23 protein-coding genes are annotated in these 26,189 nt (G+C 37.9%); 9 read left to right on the top strand and 14 right to left on the bottom strand.

What is annotated here, in order from left to right; all coding sequences use genetic code 11:
- Positions 1 to 93: 93 nt before the first annotated feature.
- The 12 genes from B9T66_RS00720 to B9T66_RS00665 form a co-directional block, all read right to left on the bottom strand.
- Positions 94 to 531, bottom strand: coding sequence for an ATP-grasp fold amidoligase family protein (locus B9T66_RS00720; RefSeq protein WP_257874554.1), 438 nt, complete (start codon positions 529 to 531; stop codon positions 94 to 96).
- A gap of 64 nt (positions 532 to 595) precedes the next feature.
- The gene (locus B9T66_RS00715; protein ID WP_095627073.1) at positions 596 to 1,246 is read right to left on the bottom strand and encodes an HAD-IB family hydrolase; all 651 of its coding nucleotides are present in this window, start codon (positions 1,244 to 1,246) and stop codon (positions 596 to 598) included.
- Between the two features lie 83 nt (positions 1,247 to 1,329).
- The gene (locus B9T66_RS00710) at positions 1,330 to 2,499 is read right to left on the bottom strand and encodes a pyridoxal phosphate-dependent aminotransferase (protein WP_095627072.1); all 1,170 of its coding nucleotides are present in this window, start codon (positions 2,497 to 2,499) and stop codon (positions 1,330 to 1,332) included.
- 172 nt (positions 2,500 to 2,671) lie between these two features.
- On the bottom strand, positions 2,672 to 3,847 hold the full coding sequence (gene hisC / locus B9T66_RS00705) for a histidinol-phosphate transaminase (RefSeq protein WP_095627071.1): 1,176 nt from the start codon (positions 3,845 to 3,847) through the stop codon (positions 2,672 to 2,674).
- Positions 3,848 to 3,912: 65 nt separating this feature from the next.
- Positions 3,913 to 5,067, bottom strand: coding sequence for a sugar-transfer associated ATP-grasp domain-containing protein (locus B9T66_RS00700; RefSeq protein WP_180763293.1), 1,155 nt, complete (start codon positions 5,065 to 5,067; stop codon positions 3,913 to 3,915).
- A 107-nt stretch (positions 5,068 to 5,174) separates the two neighbouring features.
- A complete protein-coding gene (locus B9T66_RS00695) occupies positions 5,175 to 5,906 on the bottom strand; it encodes a fumarate reductase iron-sulfur subunit (protein ID WP_095627069.1) in 732 nt (243 codons plus the stop codon).
- Positions 5,906 to 7,888: a fumarate reductase flavoprotein subunit gene (locus B9T66_RS00690; protein WP_095627068.1), complete on the bottom strand. Its 1,983-nt coding sequence runs from the start codon at positions 7,886 to 7,888 to the stop codon at positions 5,906 to 5,908. Before B9T66_RS00690 ends, B9T66_RS00695 begins: the two co-directional genes overlap by 1 nt.
- Positions 7,889 to 7,899: 11 nt before the next feature.
- Positions 7,900 to 8,661, bottom strand: coding sequence for a fumarate reductase cytochrome b subunit (locus tag B9T66_RS00685; RefSeq protein WP_095627067.1), 762 nt, complete (start codon positions 8,659 to 8,661; stop codon positions 7,900 to 7,902).
- A 94-nt stretch (positions 8,662 to 8,755) separates the two neighbouring features.
- Positions 8,756 to 10,474 (bottom strand): ABC transporter ATP-binding protein, encoded by a 1,719-nt coding sequence (locus tag B9T66_RS00680; RefSeq protein ID WP_095627066.1) that lies wholly within the window; start codon positions 10,472 to 10,474, stop codon positions 8,756 to 8,758.
- On the bottom strand, positions 10,475 to 10,672 hold the full coding sequence (locus B9T66_RS00675; RefSeq protein WP_095627065.1) for a copper ion binding protein: 198 nt from the start codon (positions 10,670 to 10,672) through the stop codon (positions 10,475 to 10,477).
- A 25-nt stretch (positions 10,673 to 10,697) separates the two neighbouring features.
- Entirely contained in the window at positions 10,698 to 12,923 is a 2,226-nt protein-coding gene (locus tag B9T66_RS00670; protein ID WP_095627064.1) for a heavy metal translocating P-type ATPase, read from the bottom strand.
- Between the two features lie 71 nt (positions 12,924 to 12,994).
- A complete protein-coding gene (locus B9T66_RS00665; protein WP_095627063.1) occupies positions 12,995 to 14,422 on the bottom strand; it encodes a mannose-1-phosphate guanylyltransferase/mannose-6-phosphate isomerase in 1,428 nt (475 codons plus the stop codon).
- 108 nt (positions 14,423 to 14,530) lie between these two features.
- Here B9T66_RS00665 and B9T66_RS00660 point away from each other — a divergent pair, with 108 nt between their 5' ends.
- The 9 genes from B9T66_RS00660 (at position 14,531) to B9T66_RS00620 (ending at position 24,375) form a co-directional block, all read left to right on the top strand.
- Positions 14,531 to 15,919 carry a M20/M25/M40 family metallo-hydrolase gene (locus B9T66_RS00660; RefSeq protein WP_095627062.1) on the top strand — a complete coding sequence of 463 codons (1,389 nt, stop codon included), beginning with the start codon at positions 14,531 to 14,533 and terminating at the stop codon, positions 15,917 to 15,919.
- On the top strand, positions 15,916 to 16,941 hold the full coding sequence (gene argC, locus B9T66_RS00655; RefSeq protein ID WP_095627061.1) for an N-acetyl-gamma-glutamyl-phosphate reductase: 1,026 nt from the start codon (positions 15,916 to 15,918) through the stop codon (positions 16,939 to 16,941). The genes B9T66_RS00660 and argC overlap by 4 nt, the downstream gene beginning before the upstream one ends.
- Position 16,942: 1 nt before the next feature.
- A complete protein-coding gene (locus B9T66_RS00650; RefSeq protein WP_095627060.1) occupies positions 16,943 to 17,686 on the top strand; it encodes a metallophosphoesterase in 744 nt (247 codons plus the stop codon).
- 16 nt (positions 17,687 to 17,702) lie between these two features.
- Positions 17,703 to 18,647, top strand: a complete 945-nt coding sequence (locus tag B9T66_RS00645) for a chemotaxis protein CheV (protein ID WP_095627059.1) — start codon at positions 17,703 to 17,705, stop codon at positions 18,645 to 18,647.
- 56 nt (positions 18,648 to 18,703) lie between these two features.
- Positions 18,704 to 21,094, top strand: coding sequence for a chemotaxis protein CheW (locus B9T66_RS00640; RefSeq protein WP_095627058.1), 2,391 nt, complete (start codon positions 18,704 to 18,706; stop codon positions 21,092 to 21,094).
- A 4-nt stretch (positions 21,095 to 21,098) separates the two neighbouring features.
- Complete coding sequence (locus tag B9T66_RS00635; protein WP_095627057.1) at positions 21,099 to 21,599, top strand: chemotaxis protein CheW; 501 nt, start codon at positions 21,099 to 21,101, stop codon at positions 21,597 to 21,599.
- A gap of 104 nt (positions 21,600 to 21,703) precedes the next feature.
- Positions 21,704 to 21,979, top strand: a complete 276-nt coding sequence (locus tag B9T66_RS00630; RefSeq protein ID WP_095627056.1) for a DUF362 domain-containing protein — start codon at positions 21,704 to 21,706, stop codon at positions 21,977 to 21,979.
- 372 nt (positions 21,980 to 22,351) lie between these two features.
- Positions 22,352 to 23,038, top strand: a complete 687-nt coding sequence (locus B9T66_RS00625) for a chemotaxis protein (RefSeq protein ID WP_095627055.1) — start codon at positions 22,352 to 22,354, stop codon at positions 23,036 to 23,038.
- Between the two features lie 8 nt (positions 23,039 to 23,046).
- On the top strand, positions 23,047 to 24,375 hold the full coding sequence (locus B9T66_RS00620; RefSeq protein ID WP_095627054.1) for a peptidase U32 family protein: 1,329 nt from the start codon (positions 23,047 to 23,049) through the stop codon (positions 24,373 to 24,375).
- A gap of 6 nt (positions 24,376 to 24,381) precedes the next feature.
- On the opposite strand, the gene B9T66_RS00615 is transcribed toward B9T66_RS00620, so the two are convergent.
- Both B9T66_RS00615 and B9T66_RS00610 read right to left on the bottom strand, forming a co-directional pair.
- Positions 24,382 to 25,197, bottom strand: coding sequence for a DUF58 domain-containing protein (locus B9T66_RS00615; protein WP_095627053.1), 816 nt, complete (start codon positions 25,195 to 25,197; stop codon positions 24,382 to 24,384).
- Between the two features lie 19 nt (positions 25,198 to 25,216).
- Positions 25,217 to 26,155 carry an AAA family ATPase gene (locus B9T66_RS00610; protein ID WP_095627052.1) on the bottom strand — a complete coding sequence of 313 codons (939 nt, stop codon included), beginning with the start codon at positions 26,153 to 26,155 and terminating at the stop codon, positions 25,217 to 25,219.
- Between the last annotated feature and the right edge of the window lie 34 nt (positions 26,156 to 26,189).

The raw sequence follows: 26,189 nt of genomic DNA, 5'->3' as shown, positions 1-26,189 counted from the left end.
ATAGGCAAACAACCACCACTTGGTGTCATTGTAAGTTCTCCAATGTAAAGTTGCTGCTCTAGCACATAGCTATTGTCTAAAGTAATTCACAAATCAGTTTTTCATATGCCACAAACTTCCTAACTTTGCATCCCATTCATTTGGAGTAAATTTACCAGTCCCACCCTCTGGCGTAAAAGTCAACTCACCAATATAAACTTTATGATTTATGCAGTATGTGTCTACACGCATCATTGCAAAATCTCCACAAAGTTTCCGAGCTATTTCTTTTAAAAGTAGAAAATTTTTTGGCTTGTCAATTTTTGGTGTATAAAGTGGGTATAAGTATGTGAAAGGCATTTTCTGCCACTGAGCATCAAAAATTGTTCTTGTGTGATTTATAAATCTATCCGTATCTACTTGCACAAATATTTCATCTCCAAAACAATGAAACTTATAATCATCAGGCACTTTGAAGTTTTGCAACAATGTATGAAAATTACCATTTTCAATCTTTTGTGAATCTAAGTCTTGAGTTTGTGGAATCTGCACACTCTCTCCCAAAAGTTCTTCGGCAAAAACCTTAGGTTCGATATTTTTGTAGTGGAAAAACTTATTATAAAATCTTATATCCCATGATCTTTGCCCATTGTATATCTTTTCCGCATTCTATAGCTACACCATTTCCTACAAAAGAAAGCAATGGTATATCACTAGGGCAGTCGCTGTATGCATAGGAATTTTGGAGGTCAAACATACTCATATCAAACATTTGTGTAAGCTTATAAAGCTTGCGATACTCCATGGTATGAATCCCATCTATTTCACCATTTAAAATTCCATTTTGTTCTTGTAGGCTAATCGCTACCACATTTTCTATGCCAAAAAGCTTGGCAAATTCTGTGATGTATATTTCTAGCCCTCCGGAAACTATGATGATAGTATGCCCATTTTCTTGATGAAATCGTAATCGTTCCAACACCTTTTCGTTGGTTTTATATATAAGCTCTTTTTGCACATATTCTTTTGCTAGCTCTCGAGCGTGCAATATATCCATTCCTTTTAATTGAGGATAGCGAGGAGCTTTGAAATCAAATAAAGGAATTTTTGTGTATCTGTGAAGGCGTGGTAATATTCTTTGCTGCAAGCGTAATATTCTCCCATTGTAGTGAGGATTTTCCTTACCAACCATTTCTAAATATGGCAAAAGACTTTGAATAGAAACTAGTGTCTCACAAAAATCAAAAATAGCTAATATTTTTTGCATTTTTATTTCCTATGATACTTAGATAAGTAGTTAAAGATACTCTCTGCGGATTAGTATAGCGAAGATATGATAATTTTTTCTATTTAAGCAAGCGAAAAAACATCAGTTAGCGCCTGTATGATTTGATCATTTTCGCTTTTGCTTCTTGAAGCTAGACGTATAAATGATTCATCAAGTCCCACTTTATCACTACATGTGCGTATATAGATTCCATATTTGATAAGCATCGTCATTACAAAGTCTAAATCTTCTTTCCAATCTAAGATTTCTATGAGAGCAAAATTTGCTTTGCTTGGATAAATCTTAAGTTGAGGGATTTCAGAAAGACGCATAAAAAAATCTTGTGTTTGCTGAATATAGAGCTTTCTAACACTTTCGTATTTGTTTGTAAATATGTCTTGTGCGTAGAGTCTGAAGAAATATTCACTAAGTCCATTTGAGTTCCATAAGTAGCCATTATTTAGAAGCTTGGAAACCTTGTCTTTCGCCATAACCCCATATCCTGCACGAATACCAGCTATACCAAAATCTTTTGACATGCTTTTTATTAAAATTACATTAGGAAATTCTGAAAAAAGTGTCTTGTATGAAATGAACTTATACTCATCATCTTCAAAGGCAAAGTGTAGAAAACTTTCATCAATAATAATGTTCTCTACTTCTGGTAGATTTGCAATAATTGTTCGGAGATCTTCATAAGGTATGTAGCCACCATTTGGATTATTAGGATTGATAATAACGACACTTTGTGGTTTTTGAGTCCTTACGAATTCAATATAGGATGATACATCTAGCATAAAGTTTTTATCTTTTTCTAATTGGTAGAATACCACTTCGGTTTTGGCATTGCTAAATTCATAGTAGGACGAAAATGTAGGGATGTTGACTATGATTTTGTGTTGCACAAAATTATGTAAAATCGCTTGGATAACTTCTATAGCCCCATTTCCTATAAATAAACATTCTTTATCAATGCCTAAGCGTTGTGCTAAGATTTCAGCAATTACACCATTTTGTGATGGGTAAAACTCCAATACATTTCTGATTGATTGTGTACTAATTAGATCGTGCTTCATGTAATCCATAAAAAGATCTGTAGCATATGGATTGGATAAAAAACATGCATCAATATCGATATTCAGGTTTGGTATTTGCTGTGTAAGTGTTAAGATACTTGGACTATGACTACCAGCAGCATGTTTTAATGTTTTAATTTGTTCTGCAATAATTCTCTGTTCTTTAGTGAATTGCATAAAATCTCCTTAGTATGGGTTTCTAAATATGTGACTGGGTATGGAAGTTGTAGAATGTGTGTGATATAAATAAAGCAGACATAACACTAATAAGATTTTGGAGGTAAAAATAGTACAAAATGGGAAGTTTGATGCGTGGATAAATAGTAGAAATATTACATAGATGGTTTTGTTATTGCCCCCCCCCCCTTAATACTTCAATGACTTTTTCCATTTGAGTGCGTGTGCCAATAGTGATTCGAAAGTGATTAGGAATAATATGACGATAGTCTCGTATAAAGATTTGATGTTGCTCCAAAAGCCTGTAGAGATCCTCTATGTGAGAAATGAGTATAAAATTTGCCGATGAAGGGTAAGTTTTAATATCGAGATCATCAAGTTGTGTATTAAACCACTCTCTAGCGTTTTTTATTTCTTCTACATATGCCCACATGTATTGTTCGTCTTTAAGGGCATATGTAGCTGCTATTTGTGCAAATGCAGAGAGACTTTTGGGATTGCGTAATTTGTTAATCAAAGCTATATTTTGCGCATGACTTATGCAATAGCCAACACGAAAACTTGCTAAACCAAATGCTTTAGAAAATGTTCTTGTAATAATAAGGTTTTTATACGTGGTTGTGAGATGGGACAAAGTTTGGCCACAAAATTCATAGTATGCTTCGTCAATAAGAAATATCGTGTAAGGATGGGCTTGGATTAGGTTTTGTAATTGAGTGCTACAATAGGCCGTGCCTGTAGGATTGTTTGGATTGCAAACATAGACCATCTGTGGAGTATAGTTTATGATAGCTTCATTTAAGGCTTCAAAGTTTAAACTAAAATCTGATGAGAGAGGGAAAAAATATGTGTTAATTCCAATGCCTTGCGCTCTAGCTCGGAAATTATCATATGTAGGGGAGACTATTAGAACCTTTGTATTCGTATCTAAAAAGACCTGAAGGATATATTCATGTGCACAATCTGAACCACCAAAGACCTCGATTTGGTCTGAATCGACACCGACATATTGGGCGAGAAGTGTGTAGAGTTCTGTATTTTTTGTGTCAGGATACCACTGCAAGACACCTGTGTTTAGATACTCTTGTAAGGCTTGTGTAACTAAAGGTGATGGTGGTAGCGTGGATTCATTCCAATCAAGTTTTAAAATCTTTTCTTTATGTGGCTGTTCCCAAACTTTATGTGAAGTGGGAATATATGGTTTAAGAGTTTGAACGTAATGATTAGAGGGTAGTAATGTATTCTTAGAATCTTGTTTTTGTAAATCCTCATGAAAGTTAGAATTGTTGTATTCCTGTATTGAAGCATGATTACCACTTGTTGTTTGAGATTTATAAGACTTTATCATATTTAAATTCCTTAATGCAATGATACAATTCCAAGTTTTTTAACTCCGACATTCTGTCTAGAGAATTATAACACAGTTTTCAAAATTTGATCTTTTTTAGTGACTTCTGCAAAAATTTCATCGCTCAAATCACCAAATAATGGAGTATTACAAAGCTCTATAATTTCAGACCCAGGATACATGGGATTAAGTTCTATAAAAATGGGATTACCAACTTTATCAAGACTAAAATCCCAACCAACAAGTCCAATATGTGGAATACACATATGCATAGACTTAGCCATATCTATGACATCCGAAAAGTGTGGAATTTGTACATCAAAATCCCCTTTAACATTAGGCAGGGATGATATTGCTTCTCCCTTGCCCCTGATAATAAAGTTCCGTAAATTACCAGATTGATCAATGCCAATTCGAAAAAATCCGCCATTAGATGTCGGACGTGTATCTCCCACAAGAAGACTACTGGGGAGTGTATGAATCTTACCCTTGTATAGAAGAGTCATAATTCTAAAGGTATTAACTGAACTTTCATTGAGATTGCTAAGATAGGAATGTTGTTGTATAAACTCTTGCACAATATAATCATTCTTGTAGTCTTGTAAGGTTTGTGTGATCAGTGCTTCATCTTGTTGAGTATAAAGAATTTGCACATTTTTACCTGATCCTGTTGTATCAGATTCAGTAGGTTTTACTACTACCTTTTCATAAGATTTCATAAGCTGTATAGCAGAATTTTTGTCTATTGGGATAAGCACATTAGGATTATTATTGTGTGGTTGATAGAAATTGCCTCGGATATTTTTTATAATGCTTTTTGGTTTGTGGTGATGTGGGAAAAGCGTGTCGTAATAGTTTTTGTCGGCAAAAGTTGAGGCATAATTTTGAGGATTAAAGTATGGAAGTATGTTGAGATAGTAAAATGGATTATCTAAATAACGGACATCTAATGGATGCGATTGATTAACATTATAGATGATTGTGTGCCAGTCCAGAGTGAGTTTAAGCCTTTGTGTATTACCCCCCCCCATATTTATAAATTTGCTCCAATAATCCAATACAGCTTCTTTGTGCTCCAAAGGCAATGGTTTTAAAGTTTTGTGGATAGCCATATATTGAGTGGTTTTATCAAAGAAATATTTTAATGATTGTGCTTGGCGATATGAATATATCATGCGTTTTGCATAAGATTTAACTTGGGATTTGAGTCCTTGGAACATAACAAAATCCTTTTTTGATAAAGATTGCGACATTATACGATATTTTTTGAAAAATCAAAAGTATTGGATGTACTTCTCTTGTGTGTGCCACAAGAGAAGTGAGGGGGTTATTTCATTCCTACGGCTACCATTTTTCGTCGGAGATAAGCTATTTTGCTTTGTAATGGAAGTTCTTTTGGGCAGACATCATGACAAGCAATAAGACTCATACAGCCAAAGACACCATTGTCATTTCCCACGAGTTCATAGTAGTCTTCATCGCTGCGCTCATCGTGTGGGTCAATCATAAATCGCACGACGCGATTCATACCAGCAGCTCCCAAGAAATCTTCACGCATTACTTTTGTTGCACAACCTGCTATGCAGCAACCGCATTCAATACAGCGATCAAGCTCAAAGACTTCTTGTGCGACTTCAGGCTCTACACGCTCTTCTAATGCAGAGATATCTACTTCTTTTTGAGAATGTATCCAGCTTTCTACGCGTTTTGTCATTCCCTCAAACCACTCACCGGTATTAACACTCAAATCTTTAATGAGTTTAAACGCCGGTAGAGGCATAAGTGTGATGACTTCAGGTAGATCTTTTGTGAGTGTGCGACACGCAAGGCGCGGACGTCCATTGATCATCATACCACAGCTTCCACAAATCCCTGCACGACACACAAAGTCAAAACTCAAATCCGGATCTTGGTGTTCGCGAATGAGATTGAGCGCGATAAAAATAGTCATAGAATCTGTTTCTTGAAGTTTATATTCTCGAAAATGTGGCTTAGAAACAGCACTTTGTGGATCAAACTTTAATGCTTTAATGGTTAAGGTTCTTGCTTGTGTGCTCATTATTTATCTCCTAATCGTTGGTTTCTTGCCTTAAATTTGCTTTGTAGCTCAAAAGGCATTAGTGCTTCTTGGATAGCGTATCTATCACCACCTTTGCTTTGAATCTCTTGCGTGATAGCATCTATTTGTGCTTGTCTTTGTGCAGAGAGAGGGTTTTCTATCATATTGTCTTTAGCCCCATATCCGCGGAATCCAGGTGCAAGTTCCATTTTCATAATATCCAAATCTTCATAGGTAATGGTTGGTAGTGTTTGGTTTGGATCTTCCCAACTTGCAAGTGTGCGTTTAAGCCAATTGAGGTCATCTCGTTTTGGATAGTCTTCGCGGCTATGTGCGCCTCTAGATTCTGTTCTTTGTAATGCTCCAAGCGCCACACAAAGTGCTATTTTTAGCATTCTTGGCACACGATAGGCATCTTCAAGTTCTGGATTATCGTGAAGCTTTTTGTTTTTGACTTGGATATTTTTGCTGCGTTTATAGAGTTCTTCTAGTCGTGTTACTGCATCTTGTAAGCCTTTGCCTTCGCGGAAAATTCCTACATCTTCTTCCATAATTTCTTTCATTTGGTTTTTGATGACATATACATCTTCATTACCAGAATTATTAAGAAGACTTTCAAGATAGCTTTGTTGCTTATTAAGAAAAGTTTCTACAACATTTGTAGAAATGTCTGTTTGTGCGCTTTCACAGAATTGAGCAAAGTAATCACCAATAATCATACCGCTCACCACCGCTTCACTTACAGAGTTTCCACCTAAGCGGTTAAAGCCGTGCAAATCCCAACACGCAGATTCACCAGCAGCAAAAAGTCCTTGTAGATATGTGTGTCCTTGGTAATTTGTCCGAATCCCACCCATTGAGTAGTGTTGCATAGGCTTCACAGGCGCCCAACCTTTTCTTCCCTCATCAGCAGGATCGATACCAGCAAATACCTTACAAATATCTTGGACATCACGGAGATTGCGTTCAATATGTTCGCGTCCTAGAATAGAAATATCAAGCCACAAATGCTCTCCATATGGGGATTTAACACCTTTACCCTCGCGAATTCTTTGAATCATTCTGCGTGAAACCACATCACGGCTTGCTAATTCTTTTTTCTCAGGTTCATAATCAGGCATAAAGCGATACCCATCTACATCGCGCAAGATTCCGCCATCACCGCGACAACCTTCGGTGAGCAAGATTCCAGATGGGAAAAGTGGAGTTGGGTGAAATTGCACCGCTTCCATATTTCCGAGTTTTGCAACACCTGTTTCCATAGCAATCGCCAAACCTGTTCCCTCACAGATTACGGCATTGGTCGTGTTTTTGTAGATTCTGCCATAGCCACCAGTGGCGATAAGTGTGCCTTTAGAAACATATGCACTTAATTCACCACTCACAAGGTCGCGCACGATAGCACCATAGCATCTTCCATCTTTGTGGATAAGGCTTAATGCTTCTTTTCTATCTTGAATCTCTACACCATTTTTGTATGCTTCATTTGCCACAGCATAAAGCATTGTATGCCCAGTAGCATCGGCAGTGTAGCAAGTTCGCCATTTTTTTGTGCCACCAAAGTCGCGTGAATGGATATAGCCGTGTCTAAATTCTTCTTCGGTAATGGTAGTTTTTTGTGCATTGATAATAGCTGTTCTATCGCCTTTTTTAATTCTTGTCCAAGGCACACCCCAAGATGCTAGTTCTCTAATGGCTTTTGGTGCAGTGGTTACAAACATTCTTGCCACATTTTGATCGCAACCCCAATCGCTTCCCTTTACTGTGTCAGCAAAATGCAAATCTTCATTATCTCCATCACTCATTTTTGAATTTCCAAGACTAGCTTGCATACCGCCTTGTGCTGCTGCAGAGTGCGATCTTTTTACAGGCACGAGGGATAAAACTATGGTATTTAAGCCTTTTTGTTTTGCCGCAATTGACGCTCTAAGTCCAGCCAATCCACCACCTATTACAAGTGCATCACAATATGTTATTTTCATCTGCTCTCCTTTTATTTACCAAAATCTCGCACATCTTGCGCTTTGTAATCTTGTATGCTCTTTTGTGGATCTAATTCTAAACCAATGGATACATACGCAATATATGTGCATATACCAAGTGCAAGGAAGAAAATTGTCATACCCATTTTGATAGCACGAAGTGTTTTGATACCAAGTCCTTCAAACCAACCCCATTTAATACAAAGTCTATACAGACCTACAGAGCCATGAACTTCTACTGCAATAAGAAGCACTAAATATAAAAGCCAAAAATGATCTTGCACAAAGCGATATGATGAAGTGCTTGGACCAATGGTTTCTGGTTTGGTAAGCATGATGTAGAGGTGAATGCTCCCTAAGAAAAAGAGTGCAAAGCCTGTAAGAACTTGCAAGCCCCAATAGCTTGTGTCTCCGTGTTTCATAAGGTTTTTATGCACCTTGAAAGACAAAAGTTGTTTATAGTTAATAGGGAATTTTCGGACTGCCAAAAATGCGTGTGTAACAAATGCAATGATAACAATTGCAGCTACGATACTAACGATGATTGTGTTGCCACCCTCAAATAAAAAATCTGCCTCAAAAAATTTGGTTACGGCATACATCGCTTCTTTGCCAAGCAAAATGCTTGAAACAAAAAACATATGCGCTATCATAAATAACGCCAAAAACAAGCCTGTAGCACTTTGGTAAAAATCCAGTTTTGCTGGAATCTTACTATGCTTGCGTTCTGAAGTTACGCCTGTGTAACTCTCAATCACTTTCTCTTCTTGCATATTTTCTCCTTAGCATTATGTTATATTCCTCATTAAGTGAATATGTTTTGATTTTAGGACAAAATACTTTTAAAAAGATTAAGAAGCCAAAATGTTATAAGAAAGTTTTTTCTTGCTCGTGTATTTTTGTTACTTTTCCTTCACTAATTTCTACGACTTTGTTGGCAAGTTCAATCGTGCTTGGTCTGTGAGCAATAAGAATAATAATTTTATCCTTGCGAATGAGATGAATAGCTTCTTTAATCAAATCTTCGGTTTGTGAATCTAGCGCACTTGTTACTTCATCAAGTATGAATACATCGGGATTTTTATACATTGCCCTAGCTATGGCTATGCGTTGGCGCTGACCACCACTTAAATTTGTGCCAAATTCATCTAATATCGTGTGAATCCCTTGAGGCATAGCTTGGACATATTCATACATTTGCGCATTCTTTAGAGCTTCTATTACGCGATTTTCATCCACTTCCATACCATAAGCGACATTTTTGGCAATCGTATCATTAAAAATAAAGATTCTCTGCGTCACAATGGCAATATTTTCTCTCAAACTCTTTTGTGTGTAATCTTTGATATTTTTATCATTGATGAGAATCTCCCCGCTATCGCATTCATAAAGGCGTAATATGAGATTTACTAATGTGCTTTTACCACTGCCACTTTTGCCTACCAAGGCAATAATTTCATTGCGTTTAAAATCTAAGCTAACACCGCGCAAAGCGTGTGTTTGCTCATAGGAAAAAGTCGCATTTTTGATTTTTATAGAATCTATTGGCTTATGGAGGATATGTGTGCCATCTGTAATGTTTGAAGTTTTGTTAAGAATCTCAAAGATTCTATCGCTTGCAACAATGGCATTTTGCATATTACCCCAAAGATTGACAAGCTTTTTAAATGGAGTAAAAATCATAAAAAGTGCAGCGGCAAATGACCCAAACTCTTCGGCGCTAAGATTCCCAGCGTGAATTTCTATCGTCGCTATATAGATGATTGCAGCTAGTGCCACTGCCCCAAGGAATTCCATAAGTGGAGAGGTAAGTTCTCCGACACGCACAGATTTCATACTGATTTTAAGAAATTGCTTGTTTTGTTCTTTGAAATGTTCTGCCTCAAGAGCTTCACCATTACTTGCTTTGATAATTTCGATATTGTTAAAAATTTCTGTAAGTTTGGAAGTAATGTCTGCGTTTTTTTCTTGCAAGGAACGTGCATATTTTTTCATTTTTCGGATAATGATATTTATTGGTATGATTGCTAGAGGAATGACAATAAGCCCTATAATGGCAAGTTTTGGGCTTTGATAAAAGACAATAAAAATAAGCCCAATTATCGTGCTAAATTCTCGAATAAAATCAGTAATATAGTTGGACACTGCCATACGAATAATGCCAATATCATTTGTGATACGAGACATAAGCTCCCCACCACGCATTTTATTAAAAAAGTTTAGCTCAAGGCTTAGCATATGTGTAAGCATTTTATCGCGCACTTGGCGGACAATATCTTGCCCTATAAAATTCATAAAATACGATTGGACATAGGTGCCACCAGCTTTACCAAAATAAATGAGGATAATTAAAAGTGGCATAGCAATGGCAAGAAGATTATTTTTTGCCATATCCTCAAAGCTAAAAAATGGCGTATCTTTTGGCACTTTTCCCATAAGTGTGCCTAGCAATGGCTCAATCATATAAGTCGCCCCTGCCGTGCAGAGTGCTGCTAATAACGATGCGCCAACAGCGATCAAAAATGAAGCATAGTGCCCTTTGATATAGGGCAAAAAGCGTCTAAAAAATTGAATAAGAGTTTTCACTTATAGCTCAAACCCAGCATCTAAGATAGCTTCACAAATTTGTTCTTTTGTAGCAGGAGCATTAAATTCTACTTTCACGCTTTTAGCAGGTAAATCTACTTGTATGCGTTCTATGCCTTCTAATTCGCCTACAAACTTTTCAAGCTTATCGACACAACCTTGACACTTCATGCCATTTACGCTTAATGTGATTTCCATAACTATATTCCTTTCATATAAAATCTTAGAGAATTGAGAATCTTCGCAACCTTGAGGCATTGAGCACAACACTTATAGAGCTAAGACTCATAGCTAATGCACAAAACATCGGATCTAAGAATATTCCAAATCCCCCTAATGCCCCACATGCAATGGGAATAAAGATGATATTATACCCAAAAGCCCAAAATAAATTTCCTTTTATGTTTGCAATTGTCGCTTTGCTTAGGTTGTAGGCGTTCAGAATTGCCTTTGCATTGCGATTGTAGATAATAATATCAGCACAATTTTGCGCTACATCATTGCCACTTGCATATGCCATACTAACATCTGCGCTTTTGAGTGCAGCAGCATCATTGACCCCATCACCAATCATAAGAATCTGTGCATTTGGGTTTTGTGCTTTGGTGTGTGTGATAAAATCTAGCTTATCTTTGGGTTTTGCTTGCGCTATAACTTCCTTAATGCCTAGAATCTTTGCACTTTGTAGGGCGCTTTGTTTGGTATCACCGCTTAGCATAGTGATATGAAGGTTTTGTGTGCGTAATGAATCTAGTGTGGGGATAATGTCTTGGCGTAGTAAATCGCGCAAATACAACACTCCAATAATATTATGTGAATCTGCTAGATATACAGCGAGTTTGGCAGATTGTTGGTGGTTTTGGTATGGATTGTGGAGATTTGGTATGTGTTGTTGGATATATTCGAGATTGCCCAAAAGATAGGTGTTATTGTCTATTTTGCCCTGTATCCCAAATCCAGTTGCAGAGCTAAATTCTTGCACCACTTTATATGTGGCATTGTGGGTTTTGGCATACGCGATAAGCGCTTGAGCGATGATATGTGTGCTATTAGATTCTAAACTATATACAAGCGAGAGAAATTCTTGTCTATCTATGTGAGTTTGGATATCAAAAACTTCTAGCCCTTCAGAGAGTGTGCCGGTTTTATCAAAAACGATATGCGTGATTTTACTAAGAGATTCTAGGCAACTTGCAGTTTTAAAAAATACCCCCATTTTATGAGCCTTTGCTTTGGCATGTAAAAATGCCATAGGTGTAGCCAACCCAAGCGCACAAGGACAAGAAATCACAAGCGTAGCAATACATATATCAAGTCCGAAACTAAAATCACGCATAATCCACCAAAATATCCCAGCCACAAGCGCGATACATATCACAAATGGCACAAAGACTCCAGCAATTTTATCGGCTAAAATTCCAATTGGAGCTTTAGATTGTGTGGCATTATTAATGAGTGTAAAGATTTGGCTTAGGATTGTTTGTGCGCCTACTTGCGTGGCTTGTATGATCAGTGCGCCATCAAGATTGATAGAGCCAGAAGAGAGTGAATCTCCAGCTTTTTTCAGCACAGGGATACTTTCACCATTAATGCTACTTTCATCAACGCTGCTTTGCCCTTCCAACACAAACCCATCTACAACCACGACATCGCTAGGTAGGATTTTAATCACATCATCTTTTTGCACCTCTTGTGCCAAGACTTCTATCCATTCATCATTGCGCGCGCGTTTAAGAATCTTTTTTTGGTTGATTTCAAGTAAAAAATTTGCACTCTTTTTAGCCTCATCTTTGGAGGTGTTTTCGATATATTTTCCAATCATTACAAAGCACAAAATCACACTTACGCTTTCAAAATATAAATGTGCGTGAATCCCTAAGCTAAAAATATCAATCATACCTTTGAGACTATACAAAAACGCTGCACTTGTGCCAAGTGCGATGAGTGAATCCATAGTGGGATTTCTTGCGATGAGGGCTTTAAAGCCTTTGAAATAAAAGTTTCGCCCCATATGCATAACAACAAGTGTGCTAACAAGCATAATGAGAGAATCTGCCTTTATAGAAATAAGAAAATGCGGGTTCAGAAATCCAAACATTGCATTTAGGGCAAATACAAGGGTGATGAGTGTAAAAATACCAGCAAAAATAAGGCGCCTTTTAGGTGGCAATAGCGCAGAATCTAGAGCATTAAAACGCGCAAATATGCCTTGTGGAGAATCTTGCGTGTTATGGTTTGGGAGCATACTAGGTGTGTAGCCAAGCTTGGCAATAAAGGCAAAAATCTCTTCTAAGCTTATTTGGGTTTCATCATAGGTAATTTGTGCTTGTTGGCTAATGAGATTAACTTGTATATCTTTGCAATAGGGTTTGCGTGAAAGTGCGCGCTCAATACCGCTACTACACGCTGAACAACTCATGCCATCAATATAAAAATGTGCTTCTTTCATCACATACCTTTATGCTTTAGATATTAGATAAAATTCTATATGACAATATGCAATAAAGATTTACACTCTCTTTAAGAGCGCTTATAATCATCTTCTAAACGCACAATATCATCTTCACCTAGATATTCACCCATTTGCACTTCTATAAGCACTAGAGGGATTTTACCCGGATTTTCTAGCCTATGTGAAGCACCCATAGGAATATATGTAGATTCATTGGCTTTTAAAAATACTTCTTTATCTCCAATTTGCACGAGTGCGCTACCACTTACTACAATCCAATGTTCGTTTCTGTGGAAGTGTTTTTGTAAGCTTAGCCTATGTTTTGGTTTAACAATAATTTGCTTGATTTTATATGTATGAGATTCTAAAAGCACACTATAAGTCCCCCAAGGTCTGTGGGCGGTGTTGTGAATCTGTGTGGATTCTGGATATGTTGTTTTGAGGATTGGGATAAGTTCTTTAATGCGTTGTGTTTGGTTTAGTGGGGCAATAAGCAAACAATCTCCACTATTGACTACTGCGAGATTATCTATACCAATAGTTGCTACGAGTTTGTCAGAAAGGATAAAATTATTTGCTGAATCTAATTGGACATACGCTCCTTTTGTTGCATTGCCTTTTTCATCGCTTTGCCACTCTTGTTTTAGTGCTTCAAATCCTCCCACATCATTCCATACAAAAGTCCCTTCCACGCAAGCTACTTTTGTGCTTTTTTCCATAAGTGCATAATCTATGCTAATTTCTTGTATATCCTCGCATACTTTAGGCTCTAGGCGGATTGTGTGTGCATTTGGTGCAGTGTGTTTGCTTTGGATATAGGCTTTTGTGCAAGATTCAAGGAGTTTTGGTTCGTGGGCTTGTAATTCACGCAAAAACACATCAGCACGAAAACAAAACATACCACTATTCCAAAAATATTTACCACTTTGCAGATATTTTTGTGCTGTAGCAAGATCAGGTTTTTCGACAAATTGTTCTACGATACCATTTTGTGCCTTGATATAGCCATAGCCTGTGTGTGGTGTAGTGGGTGTAATCCCAAATGTTACAAGAAAGCCTTTTTGCGCCAAATCTAGGGCTTTGTGTATGCATGCAAGATATTGATCTTCATCTTTGATGAGGTGATCGCTTGGCAAGGCAAGAATGATCTCATCTTCTTGTTTTTCTGTGGCTTGTAGTGCAGCAAAACAAAGGGCAGGAGCAGTATTTTTGGCAAGAGATTCTAAGATATAAGAATCTATAGATATGCCAACTTCTTGTGCAATATCTTTGGCTAAAAAAAAGTGTTTGTCATTTGTGATGACACCAAAGGTGGCATTATGGGTTTTTGTAAGAATCTGATTGCGCTTTAGTGTGTGTGCAAAAAGCGTGTTTAGTGAATCTGTTGCATCTTTTTGGGTGTTTGGAAGGATTGGTGCGAATTGTTTGGGAAGTAGTTCTCGTGAAAGTGGCCAAAGCCTCGTGCCAGATCCACCACAAAGTATGCTAATTGTCATAAAGTCTCCTTAGATAACCGATATTGAGATACTCAATATTGCTTGAAGTTAAGTTATAATGGCAAAAATTATAGCAAACTTAGCGATAAAACGCCTTAAGGGGAGATGATGTATCAAAAAGTGTTGGCGTATTTTTCACAAATCTGTGCCATTCCTCATGGGAGCTTTCATACCCAAGAGCTTTTTTTGTATCTCACAAAGACTTTAGAAAACCTCGGATTTATAGTCAGTAGTGATGAGGCATATAACATCTATGCAAAAAAAGTAGATTCTCAAAGCACAAAGCCAGTGTGTTGTTTGCAGGGACATTATGATATGGTGTGCGTGGGTTATGCAGCACAGAATCTAGCTATACAAACTTATGAGGAGGACATACAAGGGGTGCCATATCTCCGTGCAAAAGATTCGAGTTTGGGCGCAGATAATGGCATTGCTTTGGCGTGTATGTTGGCTCTTGGTGAGAAAATGAGTAATTTTGAGGTTCTCATCACTAATAATGAAGAAGTAGGTATGCTAGGAGCAAAAAATCTTCATATGCTTATAGAATCTGATGTGCTATTAAATTTAGATTCTGAAGATATTCATGAGATTGTGCTAGGGTGTGCAGGTGGTGTGGATATAAATGCAACGCTTCATCTAAACCCTTGTATGAAAACTTTTGATGAGATGTTTGTGATACGATCACATGGCTTTGTGGGTGGGCATAGTGGCGTGGATATACACAAAAATATCCCTAATGCCATCGTGGAATTTGCGCATTTTCTTATGGATAAACCAGTGCAGATTCTTGCATTGCGTGCAGGAGAGAAGCGAAACTCTATCCCTGTGGGTGTGGAATGCGTGGTATATGGAGATAAAGATTTGTGTGCTTATGAAAATGCGCATTTTTCTATCACACGCATAGAATCTACAGAGCACTTGGAGTCTTTAGGCATTTCTATCCAACAAACACATAAAGTCTATGAGAGCAAAGAGATTCTATTGCCTATCATTGCATTGCACAGCGGAGTGTATGAGATAGAATCTAGCACCAAAAGTGTGGTAGATTCACTAAATCTCTCGTGCGTGCATTTGCAAGATGGAGTGCTCACATTTGAGCTTTTTGCTCGTGCGAATGATGATACCAAATTAGTGCGTATGCAACGCCGTATTCACGCGCTTTTAGGTGTATTTGGGTTTGGTGTGGCATATAGTGATTTTTATAGTGCGTGGCAACGCAGTATTAGCGATGATGATGCGCTTTTGGCTATACTTTTAGGGCTATATGAGGCAAATGGGATTACGCCCCATATCACACAGATTCATGCGGGATTAGAATGCGGGATTTTGGGACAGAGATTGCGAGAGCTACAAAAGCCAAATGCCACAAAGATTCTTTCCATTGGTCCAACTATCGAGTTTCCTCATAGCACAAAGGAGCGATTGAATCTTGAAAGCTTGCGGGCTTTTGTGGCGATTTTGCAAGGGACATTACAAGCATTAGGAGCGAGAGTATGAAAACATTGCGTGCAGGGATTGTTGGCGTGAGTGGCTACACAGGGGCGGATTTGGTAAAAATTCTTTATAAGCACCCTTATTTTAGATTAACCTATGTAGCAAACACTCAAGGTGGTATGGCATTAAGCGAGGTGCATAAAGAATTTTATAATGTTTTAGATTTAGAGGTTTCTAAGGCTTGTGTGCAAGATGTATGCGCGCAATGTGATGTCGTATTTTTGGCTTTGCCACACAAAAGCGCTATGGAGTTTGTCAAGGCACTAAGGGCTTATGAGGGAGATTCTCAAAGGATAAAAATAGTGGATTTGAGCGCGGATTATCGTTTGAGTGCTAAGCATTATGAGGAGGTGTATTGCCCGCATATCGATATAGAGGGGCTTACACATGCTGTATATGGGCTACCAGAATATGCGCATAATGAAATTGCTAAAGCTTCTTTGGTGGCAAATCCGGGTTGTTATCCCACCGCAACACTTTTGGCATTATTGCCATTTTTGGCTTACATTGAGGGTGAGATTTTTGTTGATGCAAAAAGTGGCGTGAGTGGTGCGGGTAAAAAACTCACAGATGATACGCATTATCCCAATATCAATGAAAATATGTTTAGTTATGCGCCCCTTGCACATCGCCATCAAATAGAGATTGAGGAAAAATGTGAGCGTTTTGGTATGCAACGTGTGCAGGTGAATTTTATTCCACATTTATGTCCCTTTACGCGCGGTATGCTTGTGAGTGTTTTTGCAACGCTCAAAGAGGAATATATAGATATAGAGCCCTTAGAAATTTTGAAGCAAACCTACAAAGATTCGCCGTTTGTGAGAATCTGTTCTGAAAGTGTGCGTGTAAGCAATGTGCGTGGGAGTAATATGTGTGATGTGTATGCTCTCAAACGAGGTCGTGCATTATATGTCAATAGTGCGATTGATAATCTTATGCGTGGAGCGAGTTCTCAAGCGGTAGTGAATGCAAATATAATGTGTGGTTTTGCACCAGAATCTGGCATACCACAAGTGGGATGGTGAGATGAAAAGCGACATAAAGCCTATTGTGCTTCATGATGATGTGGTGTGCATTGCAGATTCACATTGGAAAAATGGCGATACAGAGCTCTTGGAATGTCTGAATGCTTTGCAAAATTCACAGGTATTGCTTATGGGTGATATTGCCCAAATGCTTGTAGGAAATCTTGCAACAAGCATAGAATCTAACAAAGCCTTACTTGAGTGCATACAAAGACTTAGTGAGCGTAGTTGTGTCTATTGGCTAGAGGGTAATCACGATTTTGGACTACAAGCATTAGCGCAGATTTTGCCCAAAGTGATATTTGTGCCGCGCAAGCACCAACCACTTATGGCGACTTATAAAGGTATGATAGTGAGTTTGGCGCATGGCGATTTGTTTTTAAATATCCGATATAAGTTGTATATCAATGTGCTAAATTCATGCTTTGGGTTATGGGCGTTGCGGTGTGTGGATTGGCTCTCACATGGCTATGTGTATCGCACTCTCCAAAAAAGCATAGATTCTAAGCATATTCGTGGATTTTATGGAGAATATGAAGCATTTTGTGTGCGACGAGTAGAGGCCTATAAGAAATATTTTTGTAAGCGCGATGTGATGCCTCAAGTCATTATCGAGGGGCATTTTCATTTGGGGCATAGCACCTATGTCAATACAAAAGAAGAGAATATTTTGTATGTGTGCTTGCCTTCATTTTATATTGATAGAAGAATTTTTGAGTTAGAATCCACAATAATAGATCGCTAATGTTTTTGGAGTAGAAATGGCTAAGAAAAATCTCTTACATCTTGCAACAAACGAAATGGAATTGGTAGATTTTAGAATCTATGAAATGCATAATGGCGAACATTATGAGGGTGTGTATGGAATTAATGTCTCTAAAGTTGATGGGGTAGTAGAATTCCCTGATCACATCTTTGATCTTCCTGCTGCACCTGATTATGTCGTTGGGACATTTGATTTGCGCGGAGAGATTCTGCCGTTAGTGGATTTGGGTAAATGGATGTGTGTGCAGACAGACCCATCGCGCGTGCATAAAAAAGTAGTTATAGCGAAGTTTAATAACATTAAAATTGGTTTTATTATCCACGAAGCAAAAAGAATCCGCCGCATTAATTGGAAAGATATTGAAGGTGCAGCATTTAGTGTGAGTAATGATAATCAGCGTGGAAAAATCACAGGAACAACGCGCATAGAAGACGGCAGGACATTGCTTATTCTTGACTTGGAAGGGATTTTAGATGATTGTAACTTTTATGATCCGATGAAAGCGATGATCAATGAAGATGGTAGTCAAAGAGAGGTGCCAAAATTTAGTGGCACGGCTTTAATCTTAGATGATAGCCTCATAGCGCGTAAGCTTTTGCGAACCTCGCTTAAAGATGCTGGATTTGATATTGTTGAAGCCGTGAATGGTGAGGATGGCATAGAGAAATTAGAGCAGCTTTATGGGCAATATCACGACAAGCTTGGTGAGCATTTAAAGATTATCGTTTCAGATGTGGAAATGCCAAAAATGGATGGGTTTCATTTTGCTGCACAAATTAAAAACGATGATCGTTTTAAAAATATTCCGATTATCTTTAATTCTTCTATTTGTGATAAACTTAGCGAGGAAAAAGGAAAAGAAATTGGGGCGGAGGCGTATTTGGTAAAATTTGATGCCGGATTATTTTATGATGAAATATCGCGGATTTTATCAAAATAAAAAATTTTTTTTGTTAGAATGGGAAAAGTTTAATTTTTGAAAGTGAGGTTTTGGTAATGGATGATATGCAAGAAATAATGGAAGACTTTCTTATAGAAGCTTTCGAGATGGTCGAGCAACTCGATCAGGATTTGGTGGAATTGGAGAGTAATCCTGAGGATTTAGATCTTCTCAACAGAATCTTCCGTGTAGCACACACAATCAAAGGCTCAAGTTCATTTTTAAATTTTGATATTTTGACAAGCCTAACTCACCATATGGAAGATGTGCTCAATAAAGCGCGTCGTGCAGAATTAAAAATCACTCCTGATGTGATGGATGTCGTGTTGCAATCTGTGGATCTTATGAAAGCGCTTTTAACTGCGATTAGAGACAATGGGACAGACGCAAATAGTGGTATTGATATCACAGACATTGTTAAGCGACTTCAAGAGGTTTCAGGGGATGGTGGTGAGCAAGAAGCTCCAGTACAAGAAGCAAGTAAGCAAGATTCTAAACCAGCTGATCAAGCACCACAAGCACCAAGTGCGCAAGCATCAGAGAATCCACTTTCTGATGAACCGGATTTGGATTATTCATCAATGAGTAGTGAGCAAGTAGAAGCAGAGATTGAGAGACTTTTGAAAAAACGACAAGAAGCTGATAAAGCGCGTCGAGAGGAACTCAAAAATCAGGGAGTAGCACCTAAAGTGCAAGCACCAAGTGCACCTCAAGAGGCTCCAAAGGCAGCTGCTCCACAGACACCAAAACCCGCTCCACAAGCAGCTCCAAAAGCAGCAAAAAAAGAGGATGGTAGTGCTCCAGCAACCAATGTTGAACAAACCGTTCGCGTTGATGTGCGTCGCTTGGATCACTTGATGAATCTCATCGGAGAATTGGTGTTAGGTAAAAATAGACTTATTCGAATCTATGGCGATGTAGAGGAACGCTATGATGGTGAAAAATTCCTTGAAGAGCTTAATCAGGTCGTGTCCTCTATATCTTCTGTTACTACAGATTTGCAACTTGCAGTTATGAAAACAAGAATGCAGCCAGTAGGTAAGGTATTTAATAAGTTTCCGCGTATGGTGCGCGATCTTTCTAGAGAGCTTAATAAGAATATTGATCTCATCATCACAGGTGAGGAAACAGAGGTAGATAAGTCTATTGTGGAAGAGATTGGCGATCCATTGGTGCATATCATTAGAAACTCTTGTGATCATGGTATTGAATCTCCAGAGGATAGAGAGGCATTAGGCAAGCCTGCTGTGGGAACCGTGCAACTTAAGGCTTACAATGAAGGCAACCATATTGTGATTGAAGTAACCGATGATGGTAAGGGTCTTGATGCACAGATGTTGAAACAAAAAGCTATTGAAAAAGGTTTGATTAGCGAAAGAGAAGCGGATTCTATGTCGGATAAAGAGGCATTTGGAATCATTTTTAAACCAGGATTTTCTACTGCCAAAACTATTACCAATGTCTCTGGACGCGGTGTGGGAATGGACGTGGTAAAAACCAATATAGAAAAGCTTAGCGGTATTATTGAAATAGAATCTGAAAAAGGCGTGGGGACAACACAGAAATTAAAAATTCCTTTGACACTAGCAATTATGCAAGCATTGCTTGTTGGTGTGCAAGAAGAATACTATGCTATCCCACTTTCATCGGTGATTGAAACAGTGCGCATTAGCCAAGATGAGATTTACACCGTTGATGGTAAGAGTGTGTTGCGACTCCGTGATGAGGTTCTCTCACTTGTCCGATTGGCAGATATTTTTAAAGTAGATTCTGTGCTTGAAGCGATGAGTGATGTCTATGTGGTTATTATTGGATTAGCTGATCAAAAGATTGGTGTGATTGTGGATTATCTCGTAGGACAAGAGGAAGTGGTGATCAAATCTCTTGGGTATTACCTAAAAGGTATCGAGGGCATTACAGGAGCTACGGTGCGTGGCGATGGTAAGATCACATTGATTGTTGATGTTGCTGGTATGATGACAATGGCTAAGAGTGTGAAAGTGAGCATTAATAAATTGCTTGATGAAGTAGGGGCACAAAAAGCTAAAAACTCACCAAGTGATTATGTTGTCCTTGCTATTGATGATAGTAGCACCGATCGTGCTATTATGAAAAAATGTCTCAAAACATTGGGTGTCACAGTGCTTGAGGCTTCAAATGGTTTGGAAGCTTTGGATATTGTTAAAAATGGTGATAAGCAACTTGATGCAGTGCTCGTGGATATTGAGATGCCAAAAATGGATGGTTATACATTTGCTTCAGAGGTTCGTAAATATAATAAATTTAGAAACTTGCCACTTATCGCAGTGACAAGTAGAAGTAGCAAGACTGACCGAATGCGCGGTGTAGAATCTGGTATGACCGAATATATCACAAAGCCATATACACCTGAATATCTTGTGAATGTGGTGAAGCGAAATATTAATCTTGTAACGGATGGGGAGTAAGATTATGAATGAAGAATTAAAAGAAGTATTTGAAAAACAACAAAAGAAAAAAACGCAGGGCGAGGATAATACATTTTATGATGATACACTCCAAGCTATAAGCTTTATGGTAGGGAGTGAGGAATTTGCAGTGCCTATCCTTAATGTTAAAGAAATCATTAAGCCTATGGAATACACGAGAGTGCCGGGGACTCCAAATTATGTTATGGGTGTGTTTAACTTGCGCGGTGGGGTATTTCCACTTATAAACTTGCGTCTAAAATTTGGATTGTCAGCTATCAAGCAAGATCAAGATACACGCTATCTTGTGGTGACATATAAAGATGAAGTTGCAGGGTTTGTGATAGACAAGCTTAATGAGGCGGTGCGAATTAATCAAAGCGATATAGATCCTGTGCCAGAGACTATTGGAGAAGGTGAGAATTTCATGCAAGGTATTGGTAAGCGTGAAGATAGGCTTATTACAATCTTGCGAGTTGAAAATCTCTTGAAAAAAGCTTTTTAGATTAAATAATATTTAACTTTCTTATTATTTAGTTTATTTTAAGATGAATATTTTTATACTTTGATTTTGGTTACACCAAAATAATACATGTAAGGGAGAAAAAGATGGCTGTTAAAATAACTGATATTTGTATCGCTTGTGGATCTTGTATTGATGAATGTCCAGTGGGAGCAATCGTAGATGATGATGATAACCCAACAGGTGAAGGCATTTATTATGTATATTCTAATAAATGCGTAGAATGTGTGGGACACAATGAGCAACCTGCTTGTGCAAGTGCATGCCCTACTGATGGTTGTATCGTATGGAGTGAGCTTGGTTCAACAAACAGAGATAACATTGGCGCAGATATGAGAGATGGCACACATCCTTGTGTGTAATTTATAGAAATTACTTCTGTAGGGTTTTGGGCATCTCAAAACCCTCCTTTATCTATACTTATAAACTTCATTTTTTCAATACATCACAAAATAAATTTGTATCACTTGTAAGATTCTGTGAAAAAATATTAAAGAGTTTTATCGTTTTTATGTAATGAAAGCAGATGTTATGGCAGTATAATGCCTTTTGTCTGCATTTGTAAGTCAGTATCAATGCTGCTAGATTATAAGTTGCGATATGATTTTAAGAAAGCAAAGAGACAAAAATGTAATGCTTGTTGATATATTGATAAATTTATCATTTTTAACAAAAGCATAAAAGAAAATACATTATAATCTCAAAAATATAAAACTTATGCTGAAGGTGTGTGTATGACACAAGAAGAACTCAATATGCTTATGAATAGTGATAATCTTGATGAAATTGCTATACAAGATAAAGAAGCCACACCACAAGAATCTACCACAAGTGAAACATCAGGTATTGATGTAGAAAATTATCGTGTGGAGGCAGATAAAAAATGGCCACCTCCACCACCTACAGAGGATCATAAGGTTGTCCACCAGCTTGATGATGTTACCAAAGATTCTGAAGTTAAGGCTACACAGATTTTTGATCAGCTTGAAATTATGGGATCTGCGGCTGATAACGCCACAAAAAAACTCAAGCAAGTTAAGAAATTTCTAGAATCTCAAGAAGAGCTTTTTGGCAAACTTTGTGAAAGTTTTCCTCATGTGCAGACTTTTGCAAAAACTATGGAAGAAATACTTAACAACAAGAATGCGATCAAAGAAATTATAAGTTGTTGTGATGATGTGAGTGATGCGTCTATGCAGGCTATGGACATTATGCAATATCAAGACATTCATCGTCAAAAAATTGAGCGTGTGATTAATGTGATGCGTGCTCTTGCGCAATACATGAATTCTCTTTTTGAAGGGAAAATTGATGATAGCAAGCGTGTGAGTTCTGCTGTGTATATTTCGGGTGATAATAAAGATGATATCGCAAGTGATGATGACATTGAAGCATTGATTGCTTCATTTGGCAATAAATAGATTTTCCCATGTTAGATTCTCAAAAAAAATGCGAACTCCTGTCTCCGGCAGGGAATTTTCAGAAATTAAAAATTGCTCTTGCGTATGGTGCAGATGTCGTGTATGGTGGTGTTAGTCATTTTTCGTTGCGTTCAAGATCTGGCAAGGAATTTGATTTTGAAACTTTTGCGGAAGCAGTAAAATATACACATGCCTTAGGTAAAAAAATCTATGTAACAATCAATGGTTTTCCTTTTAACGCCCAACTTAAGCTTTTGGAATCACATATTGCTAAAATGGCGGAATTACAGCCTGATGCATTTATCATAGCAGCTCCGGGTGTGCTTAAGCTCTCCAAAGCCATAGCGCCTCAAATCCCTATCCACCTTTCCACTCAAGCCAATGTGCTAAATGTTTTGGACGCGCAGGTTTTTTATGAAATGGGTGTAAAGCGCATTGTTGCGGCGCGTGAATTAAGCCTAAAAGATGCGATAGAAATAAAAAAGGCTTTACCGGATTTGGAATTAGAGATTTTTGTGCATGGTTCTATGTGCTTTGCTTTTTCTGGACGCTGTTTGATTTCTGCGTTGCAAAATGGCAGAGTGCCTAATCGTGGAAGTTGCGCTAATGATTGCCGCTTTGATTATGAATATTATGTAAGAAACCTTGAAAGCGATGAGCTTGTGCGATTTGATGGACATGAATTTTATGTCAAAAATCCTGATAATGATGTGTTAATGAGACTTCAAGAAGAAGAAGGTGTGGGCACGCATATTTTTAACTCTAAGGATTTAAATCTTGCAAGTCATTTAAGAGAAATTTTGGATTCTGGAGCTATTGACGCACTCAAAATCGAGGGACGCACCAAGTCCGCATATTATGCTGCTATCACTGCACGCACATATCGCAAAGCACTTGATGATTATTATAATGATAGATTTGATGAGGATTGGTATCAATTTGAATTGCACACATTGAAAAATCGAGGGTTTAGCGATGGGTATCTTGTGCATCGCCCACATCAACGTCTTGATACACAAAACCACCAAAGCGCCATAAGCGAGGGAAGCTACCAAGTCAATGCACAAGTAGATGAGAATGGTAAGGTGGCACTTTGCAAACATACCATTGTGCCAAATATGGCATTAGAGATTGTTGCGCCGCTAGATTCAGAAATTGTATGTGGTAAAAATGAGTTAGGCGAGATTTTTGAGCGTGATGGCAGATATTATATGCGATTTTTTAAGATTGTTTTAGAAAATGGCAAAGAGTTAGATTCTATCCATAGTGGCAATACAAATCCTTTCTTGTTGCCATTGCCTTTGCCAGCGCTTAGCTTTTTGCGTCAAGAGTTGTAATAAGATTTAGGTATAAAAGATTTTTTGTAATTGGCTTAAGAGTGAATCTTGTGGATTAACATACGCGAGTTTTGCTCCCATACGCGAAAAATACGCACGGAGTTTTGTATCAAAGTGTGCTAAGCGCGTTTTGTATTGTGCAAGAGAGATTGTATCTTCGCATACTTCTTGTGTTTGTATATCACAAAATTGATATGTCTGCCCCAATTTTAGAAAATCTGGCTCCCATTCTTGCTTGGTTCGCACACAGAGCGCATACAATGCAAAATAATTTTTGAGAGAAATTTTTGGAATATGCGCGGTTTCTAGCTTATAAAAATCTCCTATTATGACACCTAAGCCTTTTTTGTGTTTGTGTGCGATGATGTGATGAAAAATTTCTGTGCTATGATTGAGTTGATCTTTGGCTAACAATGTCATATCTTGGAGTGTATGTAGCATCGTATATATATGTGCGGGTGTTGTGTAGATTTGTGGTGAATGTGAGTGAAGATAATGCAAGATTGGTTTTAAGCCAAATTTTTGTGCGCTATGGACTAAGAGCGTGCTTAGTTGCACGATTGCAGAGAGTTTTGTAGGTGTGTATAGCAATAAACTTTGACTTGGAAGCAAAAAAATATGTAAATACGAAAGGGTTTCTTGTTGAAAGATTTTTATCATTGGTTTGTGATATTTAAGACATGCTTTTGGAGCAAGCAATCTCGCATCTTGTCCATATAGATATTCACCCAATTCAAGAAAATCGCCATTTTGCGCTATGAGATTGTGCGTGTATGTGTTTTGGAGATTGACAAAAGGGAGTTTTTTACTAAAGCGTAGCATATGACTTTACTAGATTCTCTTAGGGGATTGGCACACGCGCGATAATGGAATCTAGGATTTTTTGTGAATCTATTCCCATAGCAAGTGCTTCAAAACTAGGCAAGATTCTGTGTGTAAAAACAAAAGGTAGCACCTCTAGCACATCGCTAGGACTTACATAGTCTTTATCGTGCAAAAATGCATAGGTTTTTGCCGCAAGACTTAGATCTAAGCTTGCACGTGGCGAAACGCCTAATCGTAATGCTTGGACATTTTCTATGAGAATATTTTGGCGTGTAGCGTTGCTAAGGGCGACTATGTAGGCATATAGACTTTCATCACAATACATTGCTTGTATTGCTTGTTTGATAGATTCTAATTCATAGGCATCAAGAATTGGTAGAATCTCTTTATTGTGATGTTTGTTTTGCAATATTTGCACCTCACTTGCGCTATCAGGATAGCTTAGAGGAATTGTAAGCATAAAGCGATCAAGTTGTGCTTCAGGGAGTGCATAGACTCCTTCAGATTCTATGGGATTGGAAGTAGCGATAACTATAAAAGGATTTTGGAGCAGATAGGAATCTTCCCCTATGGTTACTTGACGCTCTTGCATAGCTTCTAGGAGGGCAGATTGGACTTTTGCGGGTGCTCTATTAATCTCATCTGCAAGCAAGATATTAGTAAATATTGGACCAAAGCGCGTTTGCAAGTCATTTTCTTTGGGATTATACACCTGTGCTCCCAAAATGTCGCTAGGAAGCAAATCTGGCGTGAATTGGATTCGTTTAAAATTAAGTTGCAGTGATTTAGCAAGAGTTTTAGCAAGAGTGGTTTTGGCAAGTCCTGGGACACTCTCTAAGAGTATATGTCCTTGTGCAAAAACACCTATAAGCACCATATCAATAAGTTTTTCTTGTCCCAATATACAGGCATTAAGCTGCTCTTTTAGCTGAAGAATCTTGTGTGTATATGTCATCTAAGCCCCTTTTATCGCATCACATCTCGCATTG

The sequence above is a fragment of the Helicobacter sp. TUL genome, from assembly GCF_002287135.1.
GTDB lineage: Bacteria > Campylobacterota > Campylobacteria > Campylobacterales > Helicobacteraceae > Helicobacter_F.
The sequence above is the reverse complement of the archived record's forward strand: the minus strand, read 5'-3'. Positions and strand labels throughout refer to the sequence as shown.

Excerpts from the sequence above, each read along its gene's own strand:
- B9T66_RS00660 (WP_095627062.1), top strand. The coding sequence starts at position 14,531 with ATGTATCAAAAAGTGTTGGCGTATTTTTCACAAATCTGTGCCATTCCT.
- B9T66_RS00710 (WP_095627072.1), bottom strand. The coding sequence starts at position 2,499 with ATGCAATTCACTAAAGAACAGAGAATTATTGCAGAACAAATTAAAACA.
- B9T66_RS00665 (WP_095627063.1), bottom strand. The coding sequence starts at position 14,422 with ATGACAATTAGCATACTTTGTGGTGGATCTGGCACGAGGCTTTGGCCA.
- B9T66_RS00650 (WP_095627060.1), top strand. The coding sequence starts at position 16,943 with ATGAAAAGCGACATAAAGCCTATTGTGCTTCATGATGATGTGGTGTGC.
- B9T66_RS00610 (WP_095627052.1), bottom strand. The coding sequence starts at position 26,155 with ATGACATATACACACAAGATTCTTCAGCTAAAAGAGCAGCTTAATGCC.
- B9T66_RS00685 (WP_095627067.1), bottom strand. The coding sequence starts at position 8,661 with ATGCAAGAAGAGAAAGTGATTGAGAGTTACACAGGCGTAACTTCAGAA.
- B9T66_RS00690 (WP_095627068.1), bottom strand. The coding sequence starts at position 7,888 with ATGAAAATAACATATTGTGATGCACTTGTAATAGGTGGTGGATTGGCT.
- B9T66_RS00635 (WP_095627057.1), top strand. The coding sequence starts at position 21,099 with ATGAATGAAGAATTAAAAGAAGTATTTGAAAAACAACAAAAGAAAAAA.
- argC (WP_095627061.1), top strand. The coding sequence starts at position 15,916 with ATGAAAACATTGCGTGCAGGGATTGTTGGCGTGAGTGGCTACACAGGG.
- B9T66_RS00695 (WP_095627069.1), bottom strand. The coding sequence starts at position 5,906 with ATGAGCACACAAGCAAGAACCTTAACCATTAAAGCATTAAAGTTTGAT.
- B9T66_RS00670 (WP_095627064.1), bottom strand. The coding sequence starts at position 12,923 with ATGAAAGAAGCACATTTTTATATTGATGGCATGAGTTGTTCAGCGTGT.
- B9T66_RS00675 (WP_095627065.1), bottom strand. The coding sequence starts at position 10,672 with ATGGAAATCACATTAAGCGTAAATGGCATGAAGTGTCAAGGTTGTGTC.
- B9T66_RS00630 (WP_095627056.1), top strand. The coding sequence starts at position 21,704 with ATGGCTGTTAAAATAACTGATATTTGTATCGCTTGTGGATCTTGTATT.
- B9T66_RS00615 (WP_095627053.1), bottom strand. The coding sequence starts at position 25,197 with ATGCTACGCTTTAGTAAAAAACTCCCTTTTGTCAATCTCCAAAACACA.
- B9T66_RS00700 (WP_180763293.1), bottom strand. The coding sequence starts at position 5,067 with ATGTTCCAAGGACTCAAATCCCAAGTTAAATCTTATGCAAAACGCATG.
- B9T66_RS00645 (WP_095627059.1), top strand. The coding sequence starts at position 17,703 with ATGGCTAAGAAAAATCTCTTACATCTTGCAACAAACGAAATGGAATTG.
- B9T66_RS00625 (WP_095627055.1), top strand. The coding sequence starts at position 22,352 with ATGACACAAGAAGAACTCAATATGCTTATGAATAGTGATAATCTTGAT.
- B9T66_RS00620 (WP_095627054.1), top strand. The coding sequence starts at position 23,047 with ATGTTAGATTCTCAAAAAAAATGCGAACTCCTGTCTCCGGCAGGGAAT.
- B9T66_RS00640 (WP_095627058.1), top strand. The coding sequence starts at position 18,704 with ATGGATGATATGCAAGAAATAATGGAAGACTTTCTTATAGAAGCTTTC.
- hisC (WP_095627071.1), bottom strand. The coding sequence starts at position 3,847 with ATGATAAAGTCTTATAAATCTCAAACAACAAGTGGTAATCATGCTTCA.
- B9T66_RS00715 (WP_095627073.1), bottom strand. The coding sequence starts at position 1,246 with ATGCAAAAAATATTAGCTATTTTTGATTTTTGTGAGACACTAGTTTCT.